We start from the raw sequence: 19,127 nt of genomic DNA, 5'->3' as shown, positions 1-19,127 counted from the left end.
TTTCTTTTTTAATGTCTGATCAATTGCTGCTTGGCTGCAAGTTCAATCACATGTCTCATCTGCTCTGCAAATGGCTCGGGATGTGTGTTGATGTACATGTGGCCTCCATCGAAATCGGTGCGTTCGATGGTTTTTGCCCATTTTAGCCAGCCGCTTGCATCCTGCATGCATTTCTCATCTTGTTTTCCATTGAATAAATAAACAGGTGTGTCGATGATCGATTGATCTGTGTGCTGAAAGGTTTCTAGTGCCCTGTAGTCTGCACGCAAGGATGGTGTAAAGTAATCCATCATTGGTTTGTTTTCTAGTAATTCCTTTGGAATCCCTCCCATTTCGGCAATATGCTGCACAAATGCGTCATTGGATAAATGCGTCAGCATCTGTCGTTTTGTTTGCGGGGGCTGAATGGCTGAGATCACCGCTGCTGCCGGATAGATCCCTTCTTTTTCTAGCAGCTGGGTTAGTCTGTAAACCACAAGTCCGCCCATTGAATGTCCGAACAGAATAAATGGACGGTTCAATTTGTCCGTGAGTCCTTCTTTATACAGCTCTGCCAGCCTGTCAATGCTTGATTCAAGCGGCATGAGATTGGTGCCGTGCCCTGGAGGCTCTGCTGCTGTGACTTCGGCCATGTCTTTTAGCTGTTCAAAGAGTGGACGGTATGAGGCGGAATATCCGCCGGCAAAAGGAAAACATATAAGCTGAATGAGATCTGATTTTTTTTCAAAGGTTTTAAATAACTGATTCATACGTCTTTACCCCTTTATAATCGTTTGAAGAATCCGTGCCAGTTCATCTGCCTGCGGTCTTTTCATCATGGTGACATGGTCGCCTTTGATGTGGTAATACACGCACGATCCTTTCGTATAAGCCTCCCAGTCTGCGAACTTCTTCTGGAAATCGCTTGCATGATCACTACTTTGGACAATATAAAATGGCACAGGGAATGGTTCTTTTTCTAATTCAATGGCTTGTGACATGATCGTATTATGCGTTTGCATTTGCAAATATTTATCTAAATATTGATCATTCATGAATTGATGAACAACTTCATCCTTTTCTGCCTCTTTGAGTATTTTCTGCTTCACTTCTTGGAAGCTCAATCCTTGTAAAGCTTCTGGCTGAATGCCGACCAGATTCCCCATTCCAAGGACAAGTGCGAGCATTTTCACTTCTTCTTCGTTCATATCGGCATGAAGTGCCTGATCTGCCTCATCTCTTAGCACTGGCACCGTATCTAAAATGATGAGTCCTTTCGGTGCTTTTCCTGCATGAGAGAGCCGCTGATTCATTCCGTAGGCAAGGTGCCCGCCCATTGAATGCCCTGCGAGATAGTCAATGCCCGGACGGTAGAACGTTTCAATAGCTTCAACAAAAAGGGTCACAAGCTCCGTGTAATGGAGAAATTGCGGCTCTTCATCCTCATATAAGCCGGGAGACTGCAAGGCGTACACAGCACCTTGATGTGTCATGAGCTTGGCAACATCAATATAGCCCATCACCGTTCCACCAGCAGGCGGTGCAAAGAATATTCTTGGTTCGGCTGAATCGCCTTTTTTCAACTCGATCACATAGTCCTTCGGAGACCTTTCGACGTTCTCAGCGGCTTCTGGTACTGCGTCCAAATGTGCGGCTAATTGCGCAGGTGCAGGGTGCATAAAAATCCATTTTGGATCAACACGAACACCTTTTTCTTTTAATTTGGCGACAGCCTGAATACTCATGATGGAATCGCCGCCCAGATCAAAGAAGGAGTCATGCATACCTACTTGCTTCACACCAAGCACCTCCTTGAAAGCTGCGACAATCCGCTCCTCCGTTTCGGTGACCGGTTTGTCGTCATCTTGGGAAAGGGAGATTGTTTCTGTTGGCTCTGGCAGTGCTTTTTGATCAACCTTCCCGTTCGTTGTCACCGGCATTTCATCCAGTACGACAAAGTAACTTGGAATCATATAGCCTGGCAGGCTTTCCTGCAAAAAGGCTTTCCAGCCCGGAAGAGGATTGTCTCCGTTTGTCACTAGGTAGGCTGCCAGCCTTTTTGAGCTGCCATACGTTTTGGCGATGACTGTACATTCTTTGACTTGTGGATGCTTGAGCAGTGCTGTTTCAATTTCTCCGCATTCAATTCGGTAGCCTCTAATTTTCACTAGATGATCTTTTCGCCCGAGGTATTCAATGGTGCCATCTGACCGCCATGTACCAAGGTCGCCTGAGCGATACAGCTTGTCTCCCTTTAGTTCAGGAAAAGGATTGTCAATAAACCGCTCCTTTGTCCGCTCTGGATCATGAAGGTAGCCTTTAGCAAGGCCAGTTCCACCGATATAAATTTCTCCTTTGACTCCTGCTGGTACTGGGTTGAGCGCATCGTCCAGTATGACAACAGTTGAGTTCGACACCGGCACACCAATTGGAACTGATTTTGCACCTGCTGGCACGTGTGTGACTTGATGTGTTGTGGCTAAGGTCGTGTTTTCTGTTGGCCCGTAAGCATTGACGAGCACACCTTCCATATGCGGCAGTGCCTTTCGTGCATGCTCACTAGACATGGCTTCCCCGCCAACGAGTAATGTGCGGTAGCCTGCCACGCTTTTTGGATCATGCTCCACCAATCGATTAAATAAAGCGGTTGGCAGACAGTTGGCGGTTACTTGATGCGTTTTGATGAACTGTGTTAATTCGTCCATATTCAGTGCTGCATATTTTGGGAGCAGAATCAGCTGACCGCCATTCAGCAGCATTCCCCATAATTCAAATGTAAAGGCATCAAAAGCATAGTTTGAAAGCTGAAGCATTTTGTCATCTGGACCGAGCTTTATATAATTTGTTTCTCTAACCAAGCGGACAACTCCTGCATGAGGAAGCATCACGCCTTTTGGTGTACCTGTTGAGCCTGATGTGTAATTAACATAGGCTATCTGGTCTTCACCTATGATCGATGATTCTCTTTGATACACTGCATTTGTTTCTTGTATTGGCTTGTCCATGACGATCTTTGTACATGTAAAGTCTACTAGACGGTCTGCAAAATGAGACTGGGTGATGATCACATCGCTTTGCGTATCACGAACGATGAGACGGATGCGTGCATCAGGATATTCAGGTGACATCGGAACATATGCAGCACCAGATTTGATGATTCCTAGTACCGAAACAATCATGTCAAAGGAGCGATCAAAAAGCATCGGGACAAGGGAGCCTGGTCCAATTCCTTTTGACTGCAAGTAAGCAGCAAGCTTTGTCGCCTTCTTATCTAAGGCTTCATACGTCATATGCTTATCCATATAGGACAAGGCAATACGATGCGGATCACGCTTCACCTGTTCTTCGAACAATTCTTGAAGCGTACGCTTTGGATAAGGCGTTTCCGTTTGATTTTTCCCTATAATCATCGCCGCCTGTTCCGCTTTGTCCATTAAGCAATAATCAGCAAATGTACGCTCAGGCTGAGCCGTCATGCCGTCTAGCACATGGAGATAATAGTTCATATAACGATGGATGGTCTCTTGATCAAATAAATCCGTATTGTATTCCACATGAATCGACAGCTGCTCTTCCTGTTCAAATACATGCAGGGTGAGATCAAATTTAGATACTGTATGATGAACCACCACATGTTCACTTGTCAGCCCTTTTAGGTTTACATCAAGCGAATTGGTGACATACCCCATGGCCGCCTGAAAAATAGGTGACCGGCTTAAATCTCGATCTAACGAAATGTCATCGACAAGCTTATCAAATGGATAATGCTGATGTTCAAACGCTTTTAATGTCATCTCTTTCACATTTTCCAAGAGATCGGCGAACGTCTCTGCTGTTGAGACGTCCTGTCTCAGCGCAAGTGTATTCACAAACATCCCAACGAGCTGCTCTGATTGCTTGGCATCCCGGCCTGCAATAGGCGATCCAACAATGATATCTGTCTGTCCGGACAGCTTGTGAAGCAGGACGTAGTACGCAGACAGCATTGTCATGAACAGTGTCGTGCCCTGCTGCTTAGACAAAGCCTGCAAGCGGCGGATAAGCGGTTCATCCAATACGATTTGCTCTGTAGCACCGTTAAATGTTTGAACTGGCGGACGAGGGCGATCAAACGGCAGATCCAGCACTGGAAGTTCACCTTGTAACGTATTGAGCCAATAGGTTTTGTCTGCTTGATGATGCTTTAATTGTTCATTTTCCCAATGTACATAATCTGTCCATTCGATTTCTAAGGCTGGGAGCTGCGGCGTTTCATCTGCAATCAGTGCGTCATATGCCACTTCTAATTCCTGAATGAGCAGGCTGAGTGACCATGCATCTGAAATGATGTGATGCTGCGCGCAAAGAAGATAATATTCCTCCTTGCCCATATCTACTATCGTCCACTGCGCAAGAGGTCCTCTTTCTAAATCATAGACGCGTTCTGCCTCTTGCTGAATGAGCTGCTTCAGTCTTCTCGCTCTTGTTTTTTCATTAAATAACGAGAAATTTGCCACAGTCACAGATGGCGGAAGGTCTTCTCGAATGAGTTGGACCGGCTTGCCGCCAAGTGATTCGAATGTTGCCCGAAGTGCTTCATGCCGCTTTGTTAAAAGGCCAATCGCTTTTGTTAATGCTTGAATGTGTAATGATCCTGTCAGCTTCCAAGCACCTAATATATTGTAATGATGGCTCTTTTCTAATGTGGATAAGAACCAAATGCGCTTCTGGGCATGTGACAGCTCATAGCTTGTTTTCTTTTCAAGCTTTGGAATTTTGGCTTCCTGAACGGCTAGCGCCCCTTTGATGTCATCAATCATTTGCGCCAGATGTGCCAGATGTTTGCTTTCAAATAATATTTTTAAAGGCGCCTTCATTGAAAATTCATGATTGATCCGAGAAATGGTTTGAGTCGCTTTTAGTGAATGTCCGCCAAGGTCGAAGAATTGATCCTCTTTGTAGACGCGATCCACATCTAAAATGTCCTCCCATATGACGGCAAGAAGCTGCTCTGTCTTCGTTTCTGGCAATTGCTTTTCAAGGCTTTGTACGTTTTTGCCATGGTTCAATTTGAGAGCTTCATGATCAATTGAGCCATCTTGCTTTTTCGGTATTTCCTGTACTTGCTGAATGTCCCATTTACCTTCTGCGATGCTCTTGATCTCTTCAACATGCACTTCTTTGCCAGGCTGAACAGTGTAAAAAAGCTTTTTCTCAAAGACCGGTAATGGAGCTGGCTGAAGATACCCGGCGATGTCTGGATTTGCTCCGTCCAGACCGATAAATAGATGCGCTTCATTCAGCCGGACACCTAAACATAATGAATGGAGACCTTGCTTCTTTCCAATCAATTGAAATCCCTTGCGAACGGTGAGAGCTGCTCCGGTATGCCCCTTAGACAAACCGAGATTATCCCACATACTGAAGTTCAAAGAGATCGCTCGTCTTCCTTCTTGGAAGGTGAGAGCATGAGCGAGTCCATCTAAAAAGCTGTTGGCCGCAGAGTATGCCCCAAATGTTGTGCCGCCAAAAAAGCCATTGACCGATCCAAAAAAGACAAGCGGTACTGTCGGATCATACTTAAAGGCTTCCTGCAGGACCCATGCTCCGTCTGCTTTCCCTGACATTTCTTTTGTGAAATCCTCTTCTGACGTATGAGCCAGTGTATACTTGTCCGCCTGCTGAAAATGCTCAGACACCTTGCCAGCACCGGCCAAATGCAGCACACCTCGGATCGATTGTCCAAAATGCTTTTCTGCTTCATAAATCGCCTGTTCGACGTCACATAAGTTGGTCACATCCGCTTGGACATAAATGACGTCACCAAAACCTTTTAACTGTGAGAAGGCTTCTTTCTTTTCCAAGCTGCCTTCCAGAGATGTCCGTCCAATCAAGACGAGCTTTAAGCCAAATTGGAGCATCTGCTTAGACAGCTCAAACCCAATCCCGCCAAGTCCTCCAGTCAATAAATAAAGACCTTCATATTCTAAAAACCCTTCTGTTTGAGATGCTTCCATCATGTTGACTTTTTCCAGCTTTGGTACGAATCTGTCCCCATTTCGGTAAGACACCTCTGCTTTTATATGAATCGCAGACAATTCTTCCGCAATATGCTTGGCATCCTGTTCTACATTCTCCGCTTCAATATCAAGATGAGACACCTCTGCTCCTTCCCATTCTTGCGGAATGGTTTTTAATAGACCTACAAGCGGCGTTTTCTCCACATGAAGATCGTCTTCAGGCTGCACAAATTGACCACCTTTTGTCACAACGACAAAACGGATGGACTCTTTATTTGCTTGTCTCAATGCTTGATACAAGTACAGAATGGATTGATTGGTTCTGGCATGCAGCTCTTTGAAATGCGCAGGATCAACGATGTCTTCTTTGTCTGACACATTCCACAGATGGAGCATGCGCCCGGTCTTTAGTTCATCTGCTTCAAGTGCTGCAATGAGCCTGACGTAATCCCCCTTGATTCTCGGGTTTATCTGATACATCCCTTTAGACAGACGCAAAAATTCATGCCCTTTTCTCACAGAAATATATGGCTGATTCTTTTGCTCAAATTGGGCGTAAAGCGATTGATAAAGTCCTTTTTCATCTTCGAAAACGAGTACATGGTCAGCAAAAGGCTGAGCTGGACCGATATTCTCCTTAGCCCAAATGCGTTTAAAAAACCAATCTGGGAGTGTTTGTTCATTTTCAGAAGCAAGATCCAGTGCCTGTTCAATGTCACGGAAGCCTCCATCTTTTAGTGCTGCACCTAACTGGGCACGCTGGATTTTCCCACTCTCCGTCTTCGGAAATTGATCTTTTTTCACCGGAATGATGTGATCAGGCTCTATGCCGATTTTTCGAATGATGGCCTCTCTAATCTGTTGAATCATCGTGATTTGTTCCTCTATTGAATCCCTTTGTGAGACAAAAAAGACGGCAAGCGTGTCGTTGCTTGATTCTGGATTATAAATGCCGTATGCAGCGGCAAAGGTGACTTCAACCCCGTCCACCTCTTCTACAACCGCTTCAATTTCGTAATTTAAATAGTTTGCGCCGTTGATAACAATGATGTCTTTTTCTCGACCTGTCAGAACGAGACGCCCTTCGTGAATAAAGCCTAAATCCCCCGTGTGAAACCAGCCGTTTTCCGCAAATACTTCTTGATTGGCTTCTTCATTTTGATAGTAGCCCATCATAATTGTTGGGCTCTTCACCTGCAAGCGCCCAACCTGATCTTCTGGCAGCACCTCGTGATGCTCATCTACAATTCGAATCCATACAGACGGAATCGGTGTGCCGACTTCTGTAAACGTCATCTTGTTCGGATGATCGTGCGTCACATATACGATCTCACTTGTTAATGAATTTTGATCAATCGTCAGCTGCCCATCCTGTTCACCGTTCCGCATAAATTTCTTTGACTGAACAATGGCTGAGGATGTTTCTGACATGCCGTAAGCAGGTACCATCGCATGACGGCTTAATCTGTGCTGACCCATGATGTGCATGAAGCGCTGTGTGACTTTCGGGACAACTGCTTCGGCTGCATTCATGATATAAGTCAGAGTAGACAGGTCCCAGCTCCCTTTACGAATGTCCTCCTCATATTCATTCATCATGGCAAAAGCAAAGTTTGGCGCCCATGTTCTTGTCACACCGTAAGTTTCTACCCAATCCAGCCACACCATCGACCGCTCGATAAATTGATCGATGGAAGGACTAATCTGCTGGCAGCCAAGGTAGACGTCATGTACATGAAACATGACAATTCCACCAACATGATCAAGCGGCATCCAGTTAAGCGACACATCCTCATGTGTAAAGCCGTTTACCTGCTCAAAAGCCATAATTCTAGATAAAATGCTTTGATGATGATGACGGATACACTTTGGTACACCCGTACTCCCTGAAGACAGCAGCTGCAGCACAGGCTCATCCGGCTCAGGCTCATAATGCTGTTCATCTGGTTCATACGCCAGCAATGCTTCAATTGTTAAGATAGGCATGTTCTTTGCTTTAAATGTCTCACGCAGCCCAGCAATGTCCTCAGCACTTGCTTCATTCGTAATAATGAAAGGTTCGTTTTGCAGCTGAAACACGCCCTTCAGCTTATTTACACCTTGATTCATTTCATCATAAACAGGCGGCACAGAGACCGGGGTCGGAATGATTCCTCCGAGAATACAGCCCCAGAACACCGTGATAAAATCTTGATGATCTTTCAATTGAAGTAACACTTGATCACCGTTTGTCAGTCCTGCTGCCCTTAAACCGGACAGAACCCGTTCAGCGCTTGTTAGTAATTCAGGATAGGTTTGGGTCAACGTACGCCCGTCTTCTTTCAAATAAGTCACCCCGCGGTCTGGTGACATAAAAGCTGCTCGAATCAGCACCTCTGTCAGTGTGACAGGTGTGCCTGGCTTTTTGATCACATCTCCGCCATACACAAGTGCGGGCGGCTTCTCATGTACAGATGATTGCTTTGTCTCGCTCGCTTCCTTCTTCGAAAGCGATCCGTTCCCTTGAGTATGCTGTCGATTAGGAAACAGGTCATCTAAGTGATAGGGCGTTTGTTTTTCTGACTGACTTTCAATGAAAGCGGCCGCTTCCTCTACTCCATCTATAGCTTTGGTGCGCTCTTCTATCTTTCTTAATTCCTCTTGATCTATGATTTCAATTGAAAGCAGTGCCTCTGTGTCGACTGCTCCACTTTCTGTCTTTGGCAAAGAAGGTAATAAGACAAGAGCAGCTGGCACTTCATGAGGGTGAAGTGGACCTTTCATCAGGTCCTCCCTTGTCAGCGAAGGGTCCTTCGCCTGTGCAAATAGCACAAGCGATAGACTGCCTTCTTGATTTTTCTTCGGAATGATGGCACATTCCTTAAGCGGAAAATGAAGCATCATGACTTGCTCTAATGCTTTGAGATCCATCCGTTTTCCGTTGATTCTGACGATATGATTTGCTGCATGTCCTTTTCGTCTACTCACTAACATCGTTCTTCTCCTCCTACATCCAATCCAAAATCTGAATCTTATTTTTTTCAGTCCAAACGCCGACATCACCTGTCGGATAGAGGTATTCGCCAGTTTGATGTTTGAATGGATGCGGAATTTTATGCGTCTCCATCCAATCAGCAAGCTCCCCGCAAAGTGCTTTGATATCCTTTGCGCCGATAAAAATATCTCCAGGGAATCCTATCGGCATGAGCTGATGCTCTTCGCTCAGGACATATATTTCCGTCTCACAGGAAGGATCATGCACACCTGAATAGACCTCTTCTTGATCTAGGTACAGCACACTGACTTGTGCGTTTTTCGCCCAATCGGTGATCATCCGCTCTTTTTCTTCATTCGTCACGATTGTGAAGGAAGAAAGGGGTGTCTCCATTTGTTCTGTCATCGCTTCAAGTGTGTGGATCAGCTGCTGCATCAACGATTGTATTTGCTTTTCTGTATATTGATTGAGGCGATATGTGACCCGAAGCTCCAGCGTATCTCCCGGAACTGCCACAAGGGTCAGGTCATAGTTCGTTTCTTCATGACTCGCAATGTCTACAATACGCACTCCGTATGGCTCGATAGATTCAATCGGATAGTTTTCAAACACGACAATGCTGTTAAACAATGAATCTCCATTCGGGATGTGGGTCAGCTGCTGAATATCTGGCAGTACGGTATATTCGAATTCCCGCATCTGAAAAACTGTGTCCTGCGTATGTGCCAGCAGCTTGGAAATGGTCCACTCTGGCGTGATCGGCAAACGGAGCGGCAATGTGTTAATAAAGAGCCCTGTCATGCTTTCAACCTGTGGTAAATCCGCCGGCCGTCCTGATACTGTCACTCCGAACACGACATCATCAGATCCTGAATGAAGATGCAAAAGCAGCCCCCATGCTGTCTGAATCAGGGTGCTCATTGTCACCTTCTGCTTGCCTGTCATCTTTTCGAGTTTCTCCTGCATCTCGGGCGTTAGTTTGATACTTAGCTGATCAACACCTGCATCTTCATCTGAAGCATGCCCATCGTCTCCTGGAAGTGGCGTAGTCTCCTCTACTCCTGACATATAATGTTTCCAGAACGCTAGCGCCTTCTCTTGATCCTGCTTTTGCAGCCACTCGATAAAATCTTTATATGGACGGACAGCAGGAAGATCCACCTCCCGTTCATCCACAAGAGAGCGGTACAAAGAAAAGGATTCTTCAATAAAGCTGAACAAGCTCCAGCCATCGATTAAAATATGATGAAAGCTAAAAACAAACGTGCATGTGTTTTCATCACGATGGAATAAGGCAATACGAATCAGCGGTTCATCCATATCTTCTAGTTTGAAATCCTTTAAACGATCTGTTTGCAAATATTGCTGGATGGCTTCCTTCTGATCCGTTTCACTCAGGTGGCGCACATCGTGCTGAGTGAGATGAATGCTGCCTTCTGATTGAATCAACTGAACAGGCTCCTTTAGCCCTTCCCAAGCAAATGTTGTCCGCAAAATCGAATGACGTTCCACAAGCAGATTCCAGGCTTTTTCATAGGCTGCGCCGTCCGTTAAGCCTTCGAGCGTCATATGCACTTGACCAAAGTACGCCTGTGACGCTTGATCTAATAGAGCATGAAACAGCATCCCTTGCTGCATTGGAGATAGTGGATACACATCCACTACATTGTCTGGGAGATCATCGATTTGCTTTTGCGTCAGCTGAACCATTGGAAAATCAGATGGCGTAAAACCGCCTTTTGTCTCTACACAATGCGTCAGAATATCCTCCATTTTTTCTTTGAACCGTTCAGGTAACAGACGCACCTCTTCATACTGAAGCAGTTCACGATTGATCATAAAATTCATCTGAAGCTGACCGTTCACAACATATCCGTACACATCGATCAAATGCTGTCTTTCTGCTTTTGGATCATGTACATGTCCATTTCGTTCATCAGCTATATAAAGGTGTGTCTCACCGTCTATTTGATCTAACTGTCCAAGGTAATTAAAGCTCATCTGCGGCGCTGCCTTTTTGAGTAAACGAGTTGCTGTCATGTATTGAAGCAAGCCATAGCCGATTCCCTTTTGCGGCACAGCTCTTAAGGTTTCTTTGACATCTTTGATTTGTCTCTCAACATCGGTTTGAATAAAAGGAATAAAAATAGGATAAGAGCTTGTAAACCATCCGACTGTTCGTGACAAATCCATTTGTTCAAATAAATCCTCGCGTCCGTGCCCTTCTAACGTAATAAGTAGTGGCTTTCCAACGGCTTGCGTGAGTCCTGATAAAAGTAAATCGTTTACCTCTGTTCGGTACGCTTGAGATGCCTGTCTTAGTAAAATATCTGTTTGATCCTTCGTCAATTGAATAGACAGGATCTCTGCATGTTCTTCTATATTGAAAAGCGCAGGTGTTTGAAAAGGAGAACCCTCTTCCTCTTGACTGATGATATTTTGCCAAAAAGGAACCTGCTCTTGTAATTGATCGGTTTGTGCATATTCATAAAGAGCCTCTGCCCACTGCTGATAGGACGCAGTTTTCTTTGCAAGCGCGATTTCCTGCCCTGCCGCAAGCTGCTTCAGTCCATTTAATAGGTCTTCCTGTATGATGCGCCATGAGATTCCATCCATCACAAGATGATGGGCAGCGATAAAGAGTTCAGACATACCATCACTTATGTGAAAAAGAACGGCTTTGATGACTTCCCCTCGCTCTAATGACAACGTTCCTTGACAAGCGGCGGTCTCCATACGGATTTGTTCCAGCGCTTCCTCTTGAGAAACACTCGTTAGATCAAAGAAGGTGACACAAGGCGTGATGCCAGGCGCAAGAATGGTTTGAATCCACGAGCCATCTGCTGCTTTTGTATAAATCGCTCTCAGCATATCGTGATGATCGACAATTTTTGAGAGAACCTGTGTCAGCTGCTTGAGCTGTATGGATTGCTTGAATTCCATATGGGCAGATAAATTCCAGTAATCTTGGTTTATCAATGATTGCTCAAAGAACCATGATTGGATCGGAAGTAGACGAACTGCTCCTGTGACAGGCGACTGATCATAGAACGCAGCAGCATCTGACTTTTTCATAGCAAGTGCCAGCTGTGAAATCGTCTGTTTTTCAAATACATCTCTCGGCTGAATGACGTAGCCTTCCTGTGCTAAGCGCGCCACCATTTGTATGACAATAATCGAATCTCCGCCAAGCTCAAAGTAGTTATCATGTACGCCAATCGAAGGAGTGCCGAGCAGCTGAGTCCACACTTTTTCCAGTACACGTTCTTCCTCACTGAGTGCCTTGTCAGCCGGTTTGTCCACTTCTTCCTGTCTCCACTCTGGCGGCGGGAGACGTTTTTGGTCTACCTTGCCATTTGCCGTGAGCGGGAGTTCCTCCAGCTCTATTAATAGGCTTGGCACCATATAATCTGGCAGTATTTCTTTTAATTGATGGCGAATGTCTTGCGTGGTCACGCTGCCCTTTTGGACAAAATAACCGATCAACCGCTTGTGGCCACTCTCATGCTGATGCGGAATGACTGCACATTCTATGATGTCTTCAAAGCGCAGCATAGCGGCTTCAATTTCCCCGCATTCGACGCGGTGTCCGCGAATTTTCACCTGATGATCGATTCTTCCTAGGCAGTCGATGATGCCGTTTGGCAGCCAGCGGCCCAGATCGCCAGTTTTATATAAACGCGCTCCTTCTTGGAAAGGATGCGGGATAAATGATTGTGATGTTTTTTCTTCATCTCCAAGGTAACCGAGTGCAAGCCCTGTACCGCCTACATAGATCTCTCCAATGACACCTTGTGGAACCGGCTGCAGCTGGTCGTCTAGTACATAAGCTTGTGAATACGCAATTGGCTGACCGATAGGAACCGCCACCTGCCCCTCATCCACTGCCCGAATGTGATGCACACAGGAGAACGTCGTATTCTCAGTTGGTCCATAGCCGTTTAAAAGGCCTTCAGGTAAATACGGCAGCGCTTTACGGATATGAGCAGCTGACAAAGCATCACCACCGACCAATAAGGCATTGAATCCAGATAAAGCTTCTGGATGTTCCTCTGTTAATCGGTTAAACAGCGGCACTGTCAGAAATCCTGTTGTGATCTTGTAAGATGTCAGCGTGTCAGCCAGCGTATCCATTGATAAAATCGTATTTCGATCGGTCAGTATCAGCCTTCCTCCGTTGAGCAGGGCTCCCCATATTTCATACGTAAAGGCATCAAAGGAAAAGCTAGCGATTTGTAAAATACGCGTATGTTCGTCAAGGGTGACATAATCTGTTTCACATACAAGCCGGATGACCGCTTCATGCGGAATCAAAACCCCTTTTGGCTGTCCAGTTGACCCTGATGTGTAATTGATATAAGCGAGTCCATCAGGTTTTAAGGCAGCAGGTTTGAGTTCTCCCTCTGATAAAAACTCTTCATATCCCTGATCAAGACAAATGAGCTCGGTTTGACTGATTGAGACTTGTTTCAGCCATTCATTTTTTGTTAGTAACAGCTGAATACCTGTATCCCTCAGCATATAATCAATTCGTGCATCTGGATATTCAGGATCAATTGGGACATAGGCCCCGCCTGCTTTCACAATCGCCAGCACCCCAAAAATCATTTCAGGCGACCTGTCGATCAGCAGCCCTACTGGTTCATGCGGCTTCACTCCTCGCTGTTGCAGATAAGCGGCAAGCCGATCGACTTTTTCTTGTAACTCCTGATACGTCCACTGGTCTTCCCCAGATTCGAGGGCGATCGCATGAGGTGTCTTTTTCACCTGTGCTTCAAACCGTTCTGTGATGAGAAGCGGGCCTGCTGGTTGTTCTGTTTTTCCGCTCCATTCATAGAGCAGCTGCTGCTTCTCTTTCTCTGGCAGATAATTCATTTGTCTGATCGGCTGTGCTGGATTTTCACAAATACACATAAGCAGCTGTTTGTAGTAACGAAGGAACCGTTCCATCGTGTCGTCAGAAAATAAGTCTGCATCATACTCTAGTTTTAATTGAAGACCTTCCGCCCCTTCAAAAACAAACAGGGATAGATCAAACTTGGCCGTATCGTTATCTTCAATGGCTAAAACGGATGTCGCCTCACCCATCGGTGAAGCTTCAAGAGGCAGGTTTTGCAGAACGAACATGACCTGAAACAGCGGCTGCTTCCCAGCCTCACGAACAATATTCAGTTCATCTACGACCATCTCAAACGGCACATCCTGATGTGCATAGGCGCCCATTGTTGTTTCCTTCACTCGCTCTAATAGCTCTGTGAAAGCCGGATTCCCGCTATGATCGATTCGAAGTGCCAGCGTATTCACGAAAAATCCGATGAGCTGCTCCATCTCCGTCCGATTTCTCCCGGCAATGACGGATCCAATGACAAACTCATCCTGTGAAGACAATCGATGCAGCAAGGTAGAGAAAGCCGAAAGTAATGTCATATAAAGGGTGCTGTCTGTTTTCTTAGAAAGAACAGCCAGCTGTTCAGATAACGGCTTCGACAAGCGGAATTTTTTCGTTTTTCCCCTATAGGATTGAACGGCCGGACGCGTGTAGTCATACGGCAGCATCAACTCTTCCACAGGTACCGCAAATTGCTCCTTCCAATAGGAAAGTTGCTTCTGAAGTGTTTCTCCCGTCAAATACTCCTTCTGCCATAGTGCGTAATCTGCATATTGAATCGGCAGTGGTGAGAGATCAGGCTCCCTCCCCTCGATCATCGCTGTATACCATTCGGATAGCTCCCTTGCGGCAATGCCAATCGACCAGCCATCTGACACGATGTGGTGAATGGACATCAGCAGCAAATGATCTGTTTCTGACAGCCGAATTAATTTCGCGCGAAAAAGTGCATCTTGCTCTAAGCGGAAAGGTGTGCCAGCTTCTCTTTTCGCCCATTCAGCCGCTTTTTGTTCTTTTTCTTCCTGTGATACCAGTTCTGATACATCTACCACCTCAAGCGCTGGAAGAGTCATATGCTCATGTATGATCTGTACCGGTTCATCGCCGTTCATCGCAAAGGATGTTCTGAGCGATTCATGCCTTTGCATCATTTGCTGCAGGCTGTGCTGAAGCACCTTTACATCTAAAGGTCCATTCATCCGAAAGGAAATCGTATTATTGTATAATGGCAGATCGGGCTGTAATTGATAGAGAAACCACTGTCTTTGCTGAGCATAGGACATTGGAAGCTCCTGCCCCTTTTCTATTTTCCGTATCGGAATCGCTTCATCGGCTCTGGCATTTAAATCAATCCAGTCAGCTAACTCTCCAAGTCTCGTATGCTCAAAAAGAACGGCGAGCGGCACGTCAAATCCCGTTTTCTGCCTAACAGCTGACAGCATTTGCGTTGCCTTGAGCGAATGACCTCCGAGTAGAAAGAAATGATCACCACAGCTGATGTTTGAAACATCAAGCAGTTCGGACCAAATGCGCGCCAAGAGTTTTTCCGTCTCAGTTTGAGGTGCTCTGTCCTCTGAACCCTGTCCACTTTCCTTTATTAATTCATTGAAATGCACTTCGTCCGGCATCCCATCCTCTGTTTCTTTCCAGTATTCTTCAGGATAGAGATGTACGGAACATTCCCCAGATAGACGAGACTGTATACACGTATAAATGGACTGATACAGCCTTTCTTCAATAGCCGTTGTTTGATCAGTCTTGAAAAAGACATATACGGCCTGTTCTGTTTGAATATCCCCCTGTATCATTTCTTGAATATCCTGCTTCGATCGATCCAACCCGATATAAATGAGGGGAGCATCTGTCATCAAGCATGCAAGCATTGTTTGAATGCCTTCCCGCTTTGGAATCGGGAGGTAGCCTCTTTCTTTTAGCATGCCTTTGATTATTGAGCCTTCACTCATTCCCGTCTCATCCCACATACTAAAGCTAAAGCAATACGGCTTTACTGTAGAGGTGAGCCTCTGATAATGAGCAAATTGTTCAACGAACTCATTGGCCGCGCAATAAGCGCCAACGGTCATCCCGCCCTTTAACGTTCGAGCTGACGAGCTAGAAAGGAATAAGACATTCTGCCGTTTAGAAGCTGCTTCATGTAGCGCAATCGTGCCATATACCTTCGCTTCGTACATCGCATGTAATGACACAGACGTCATGTCACGAAGCAGCTCTTCTTGAATGATGCCAGCGAAATGAATAACGCCATGCAGCCTTTTGCCTAAAGCTGCCTCCTGTTTTGAGATCAAGGCTTCTATGGCTTTTGCGTCAGTGATGTCCACCTTTTCATAAAGAACTGTGCCGCCGCGCTTTTCCGCTAATTTCTCAAGTGAAATCAATACGTCTTGCTGCTCCACAGATAAAGCCTCTCTCGCCTTTCTTCCAACCAGCACAAGATGCGCTTGATAGGATGTCAGCAGGTGCTCACTCAGCAACCGCCCAATGCCGCCAAGCCCGCCTGTTATCACGTAAAGCCCGGATGATTCAAACGGCGGCTTCTTCCTCCTTTGTTCTTTTTCCAGATGAAGCGGCGTTAAAAGAGGAGTATAACGAACACCTTCGCGATAAGCGGCGATATGATGGCTTGTGTCATGTGTAAGCTCTGTCATAATCGATGATGCATGAGAACGACCAGCAGCTGATTCTGCTAGAGAAAAATCAAGACACCGCACCTTGATAAACGGCCATTCATGCTGAACAGCTGTCATCAATCCTGCTGTCGTTGCTTTCTCCACATCATGTGTTTGATCTTCCGGCAAATTCATCGCATGAGCAGAGACAAAGGTGATCTCTACTGGCTCCTCATAGGCAGCGATCGCTTTTGTTACATATAATGCACTCATGCTGCCAGTTTTCTGCGCTTCTTTTGCCAACGCTGCATGAAGTGTGTCTTCTTGAGTTGTGTAGTTCCAAAGGTGAATGATTTGTTTCACCGAAACGCCATACGAACGGAGCGTCTCAAAGAGTTGTTCGTAGTCAGACGGCCGATTCGGGTGGATGATGAAGTGTGTATGTGTGAGTTGTGTGAATGCTTGACCCGGTTCAACCGTAATAAAGGTTTGTTCATTGCTTGAAGGGGATCTCAATTGATCTGCCAGCCCTAAAGTATCTGCAAAGATCACCGTGTTCCCTAATGTTTGTTTTTTAGCTTCATGGAGCGGAGCAGGGATCCACTTCTTTTGTAAACTCCAATCAGGCAAGGTGTGTTCATTTTCAAGCCTGATGTCCAGCTCCTTGATGATTTCATCGAATTCGCCTTCCTGCCATCGCTTCTTAAGCTGTGCCCTCTCTATTTTTCCAGAGCTTGTTTTCGGAAAGGCATGCTTCTGGACAGGGATCACACGCGATGCAGATAGACCCATTTTTGTTGCAATATGGGATTTAATATTTTGACTTGCCCTCATGATATAAGAAGGTTCATACAGCTTCGGTGTAAAAAAGAGAATCAGCTCGTCGGATGCAGATGCTTCCATCCTAGCGGAACAAGCGGCTACAAAGCTCGTTTCGACGCCGGGTACTTCCTCTGCAATGACTTCAATTTCATAGTTGTGATAATTTTTCCCGTTGATGATGATCATGTCTTTTTCTCTACCGGTTAATGTCAGCCTTCCTTCGTGCAGGAAACCTAAATCCCCCGTGTGGAACCAGCCGTCTGTTTGAAAAACTTCTTGATTCGCTTCGTCATTCTTGTAATAGCCCTTCATTGTCGTCGGCCCTTTAATTTGCACACTGCCAATATGATCTTCGGGAAGAAGCTCATGCTGATGGTTAACGATACGAATCGTAATACCCGGAATTGGTCTTCCCAGCTCTGTAAAGCTGACGGTTCCTGTCTCCCGTGCCTCCGCTGGTCTTAGCTGCTCTGTGAGTGATGTTTCCTCAAAGGTTAGAACCCCGCTGCTTTCATCTCCCCGCTCTATCGCAAAAGAGAAGACAACGGCTGAAGAGATTTCAGACATGCCGAATGCTGGTCTAATGACGTCTCCCTTTAAGCCATGTGGAGCCAACAAGTGTAAAAATCGTTGAATCGTCTTCGGTACGACCGCTTCTGCCCCATTGATCATACAGGTCATAGCAGAAAGATCCCAAGATCCTGACGAGATGTCTTTCTCATAATCATTGATCATCGCAAATGCGAAGTTAGGCGCCCATGTCTTCGTTGCACGGTAGCGGTCCATCCAGTCAAGCCAGCGCAGCGGCTGAGCGATAAAATCATCTGTTCTTGCCCGAACCTGCTCACAGCCCGTGTACACATTGACAAGGTGAAACATCACAATACCGCCAATATGATCTAAAGGCATCCAGTCTAACGACACATCCTCTTGTGTAAACCCGTTGGCTGCCACTGTTCCTTTGACATTCGCCAGCACGCTTCGATGAGAATGTTCTACGCATTTGGGCATCCCTGTGCTTCCAGACGTTAAGATAAAAAAGACTGAATCATCCGGTGACGCTGGATAAGCTTCTCTATCTCTTTCTAAAGAAAGCATCGGCTCAACGGCTGCGACACGTAACTTGTCTGTATGCCACAATAAAGCTAAGCCTTGCACCTCATCAACCAGCGAGTCATCTGTTAAAATGAGCGGATGCTCCAGCAGGTTCCACGCATGATGAAGCTTCTTCACGGAGGCATTCATTTCCCGATAGGTCGGTGCGGCGGACACTAGTGTTGGAACAAATCCGCCTAACACACACGCCCAAAAGGCTGTTACCATCGCATGATTGGATGAAAACTGAAAGAATACAGGATCACCCGGTTCAAGTCCTAACGCCCTCAAACCTGTCAGAACCCGCTCGGCGTCCTCCTTTAACTGCGCGTAGGATTGTGTGAGTTCATTTTCACTATTGACGATATAAGTCAGACCATTTTTCGTTTTTGCCGCCTCTGTTAAGGCGTCCTGCAAGGTTTGGGCTCCTGCCTTAACATCTAGATCCCCTCCATAGGAAAGGGCGGGCGGCATGTCCGTTAAAGCAGGGGAAGCCGTTTGCGTCTGTATCGATTCAGCTGCGGCCTCCTGCTCCATGTGATTGTCGAGAAATAAATGAGAGAGGTGATATGGCCGCGGTCGAATGGTTTTTTCACGAGAAAAAACAGCGAAGCGTTCGATTTCGTTGGTTTGTAAAATCGTTCTCTGTACATCTTGTAAAATCGTATCCATTGATTCATGTACATTTGATTTATTTATAATTGATGGTTTCATATGAGTTCCTTTCCTTTTTTGTCAGGCAG

3 protein-coding genes are annotated in these 19,127 nt (G+C 45.9%); all 3 read right to left on the bottom strand.

Features of this window, described 5'->3' with window-relative positions; genetic code table 11:
• Positions 1 to 8 precede the first annotated feature (8 nt).
• Genes AC3WTB_RS14005 through AC3WTB_RS13995 form a run of 3 tightly spaced genes read right to left on the bottom strand, consistent with a single transcriptional unit; the run spans position 9 to position 19,098 of the window.
• Positions 9 to 749 (bottom strand): thioesterase II family protein, encoded by a 741-nt coding sequence (locus tag AC3WTB_RS14005; RefSeq protein WP_268464189.1) that lies wholly within the window; start codon positions 747 to 749, stop codon positions 9 to 11.
• A 6-nt stretch (positions 750 to 755) separates the two neighbouring features.
• On the bottom strand, positions 756 to 8,951 hold the full coding sequence (locus tag AC3WTB_RS14000) for an amino acid adenylation domain-containing protein (RefSeq protein ID WP_492333862.1): 8,196 nt from the start codon (positions 8,949 to 8,951) through the stop codon (positions 756 to 758).
• 13 nt (positions 8,952 to 8,964) lie between these two features.
• Positions 8,965 to 19,098, bottom strand: a complete 10,134-nt coding sequence (locus AC3WTB_RS13995) for an amino acid adenylation domain-containing protein (RefSeq protein ID WP_492333861.1) — start codon at positions 19,096 to 19,098, stop codon at positions 8,965 to 8,967.
• Between the last annotated feature and the right edge of the window lie 29 nt (positions 19,099 to 19,127).

It is taken from the genome of Bacillus sp. EB106-04-04-XG123, assembly GCF_058791855.1.
Note: the sequence above shows the minus strand (reverse complement) of the source record. Positions and strands in the feature narration are given on the sequence as shown.

What these genes read in the sequence shown, in the direction of transcription:
- AC3WTB_RS14005 (WP_268464189.1), bottom strand. Translation starts at nt 749, where the DNA reads ATGAATCAGTTATTTAAAACCTTTGAAAAAAAATCAGATCTCATTCAG.
- AC3WTB_RS14000 (WP_492333862.1), bottom strand. Translation starts at nt 8,951, where the DNA reads ATGTTAGTGAGTAGACGAAAAGGACATGCAGCAAATCATATCGTCAGA.
- AC3WTB_RS13995 (WP_492333861.1), bottom strand. Translation starts at nt 19,098, where the DNA reads ATGAAACCATCAATTATAAATAAATCAAATGTACATGAATCAATGGAT.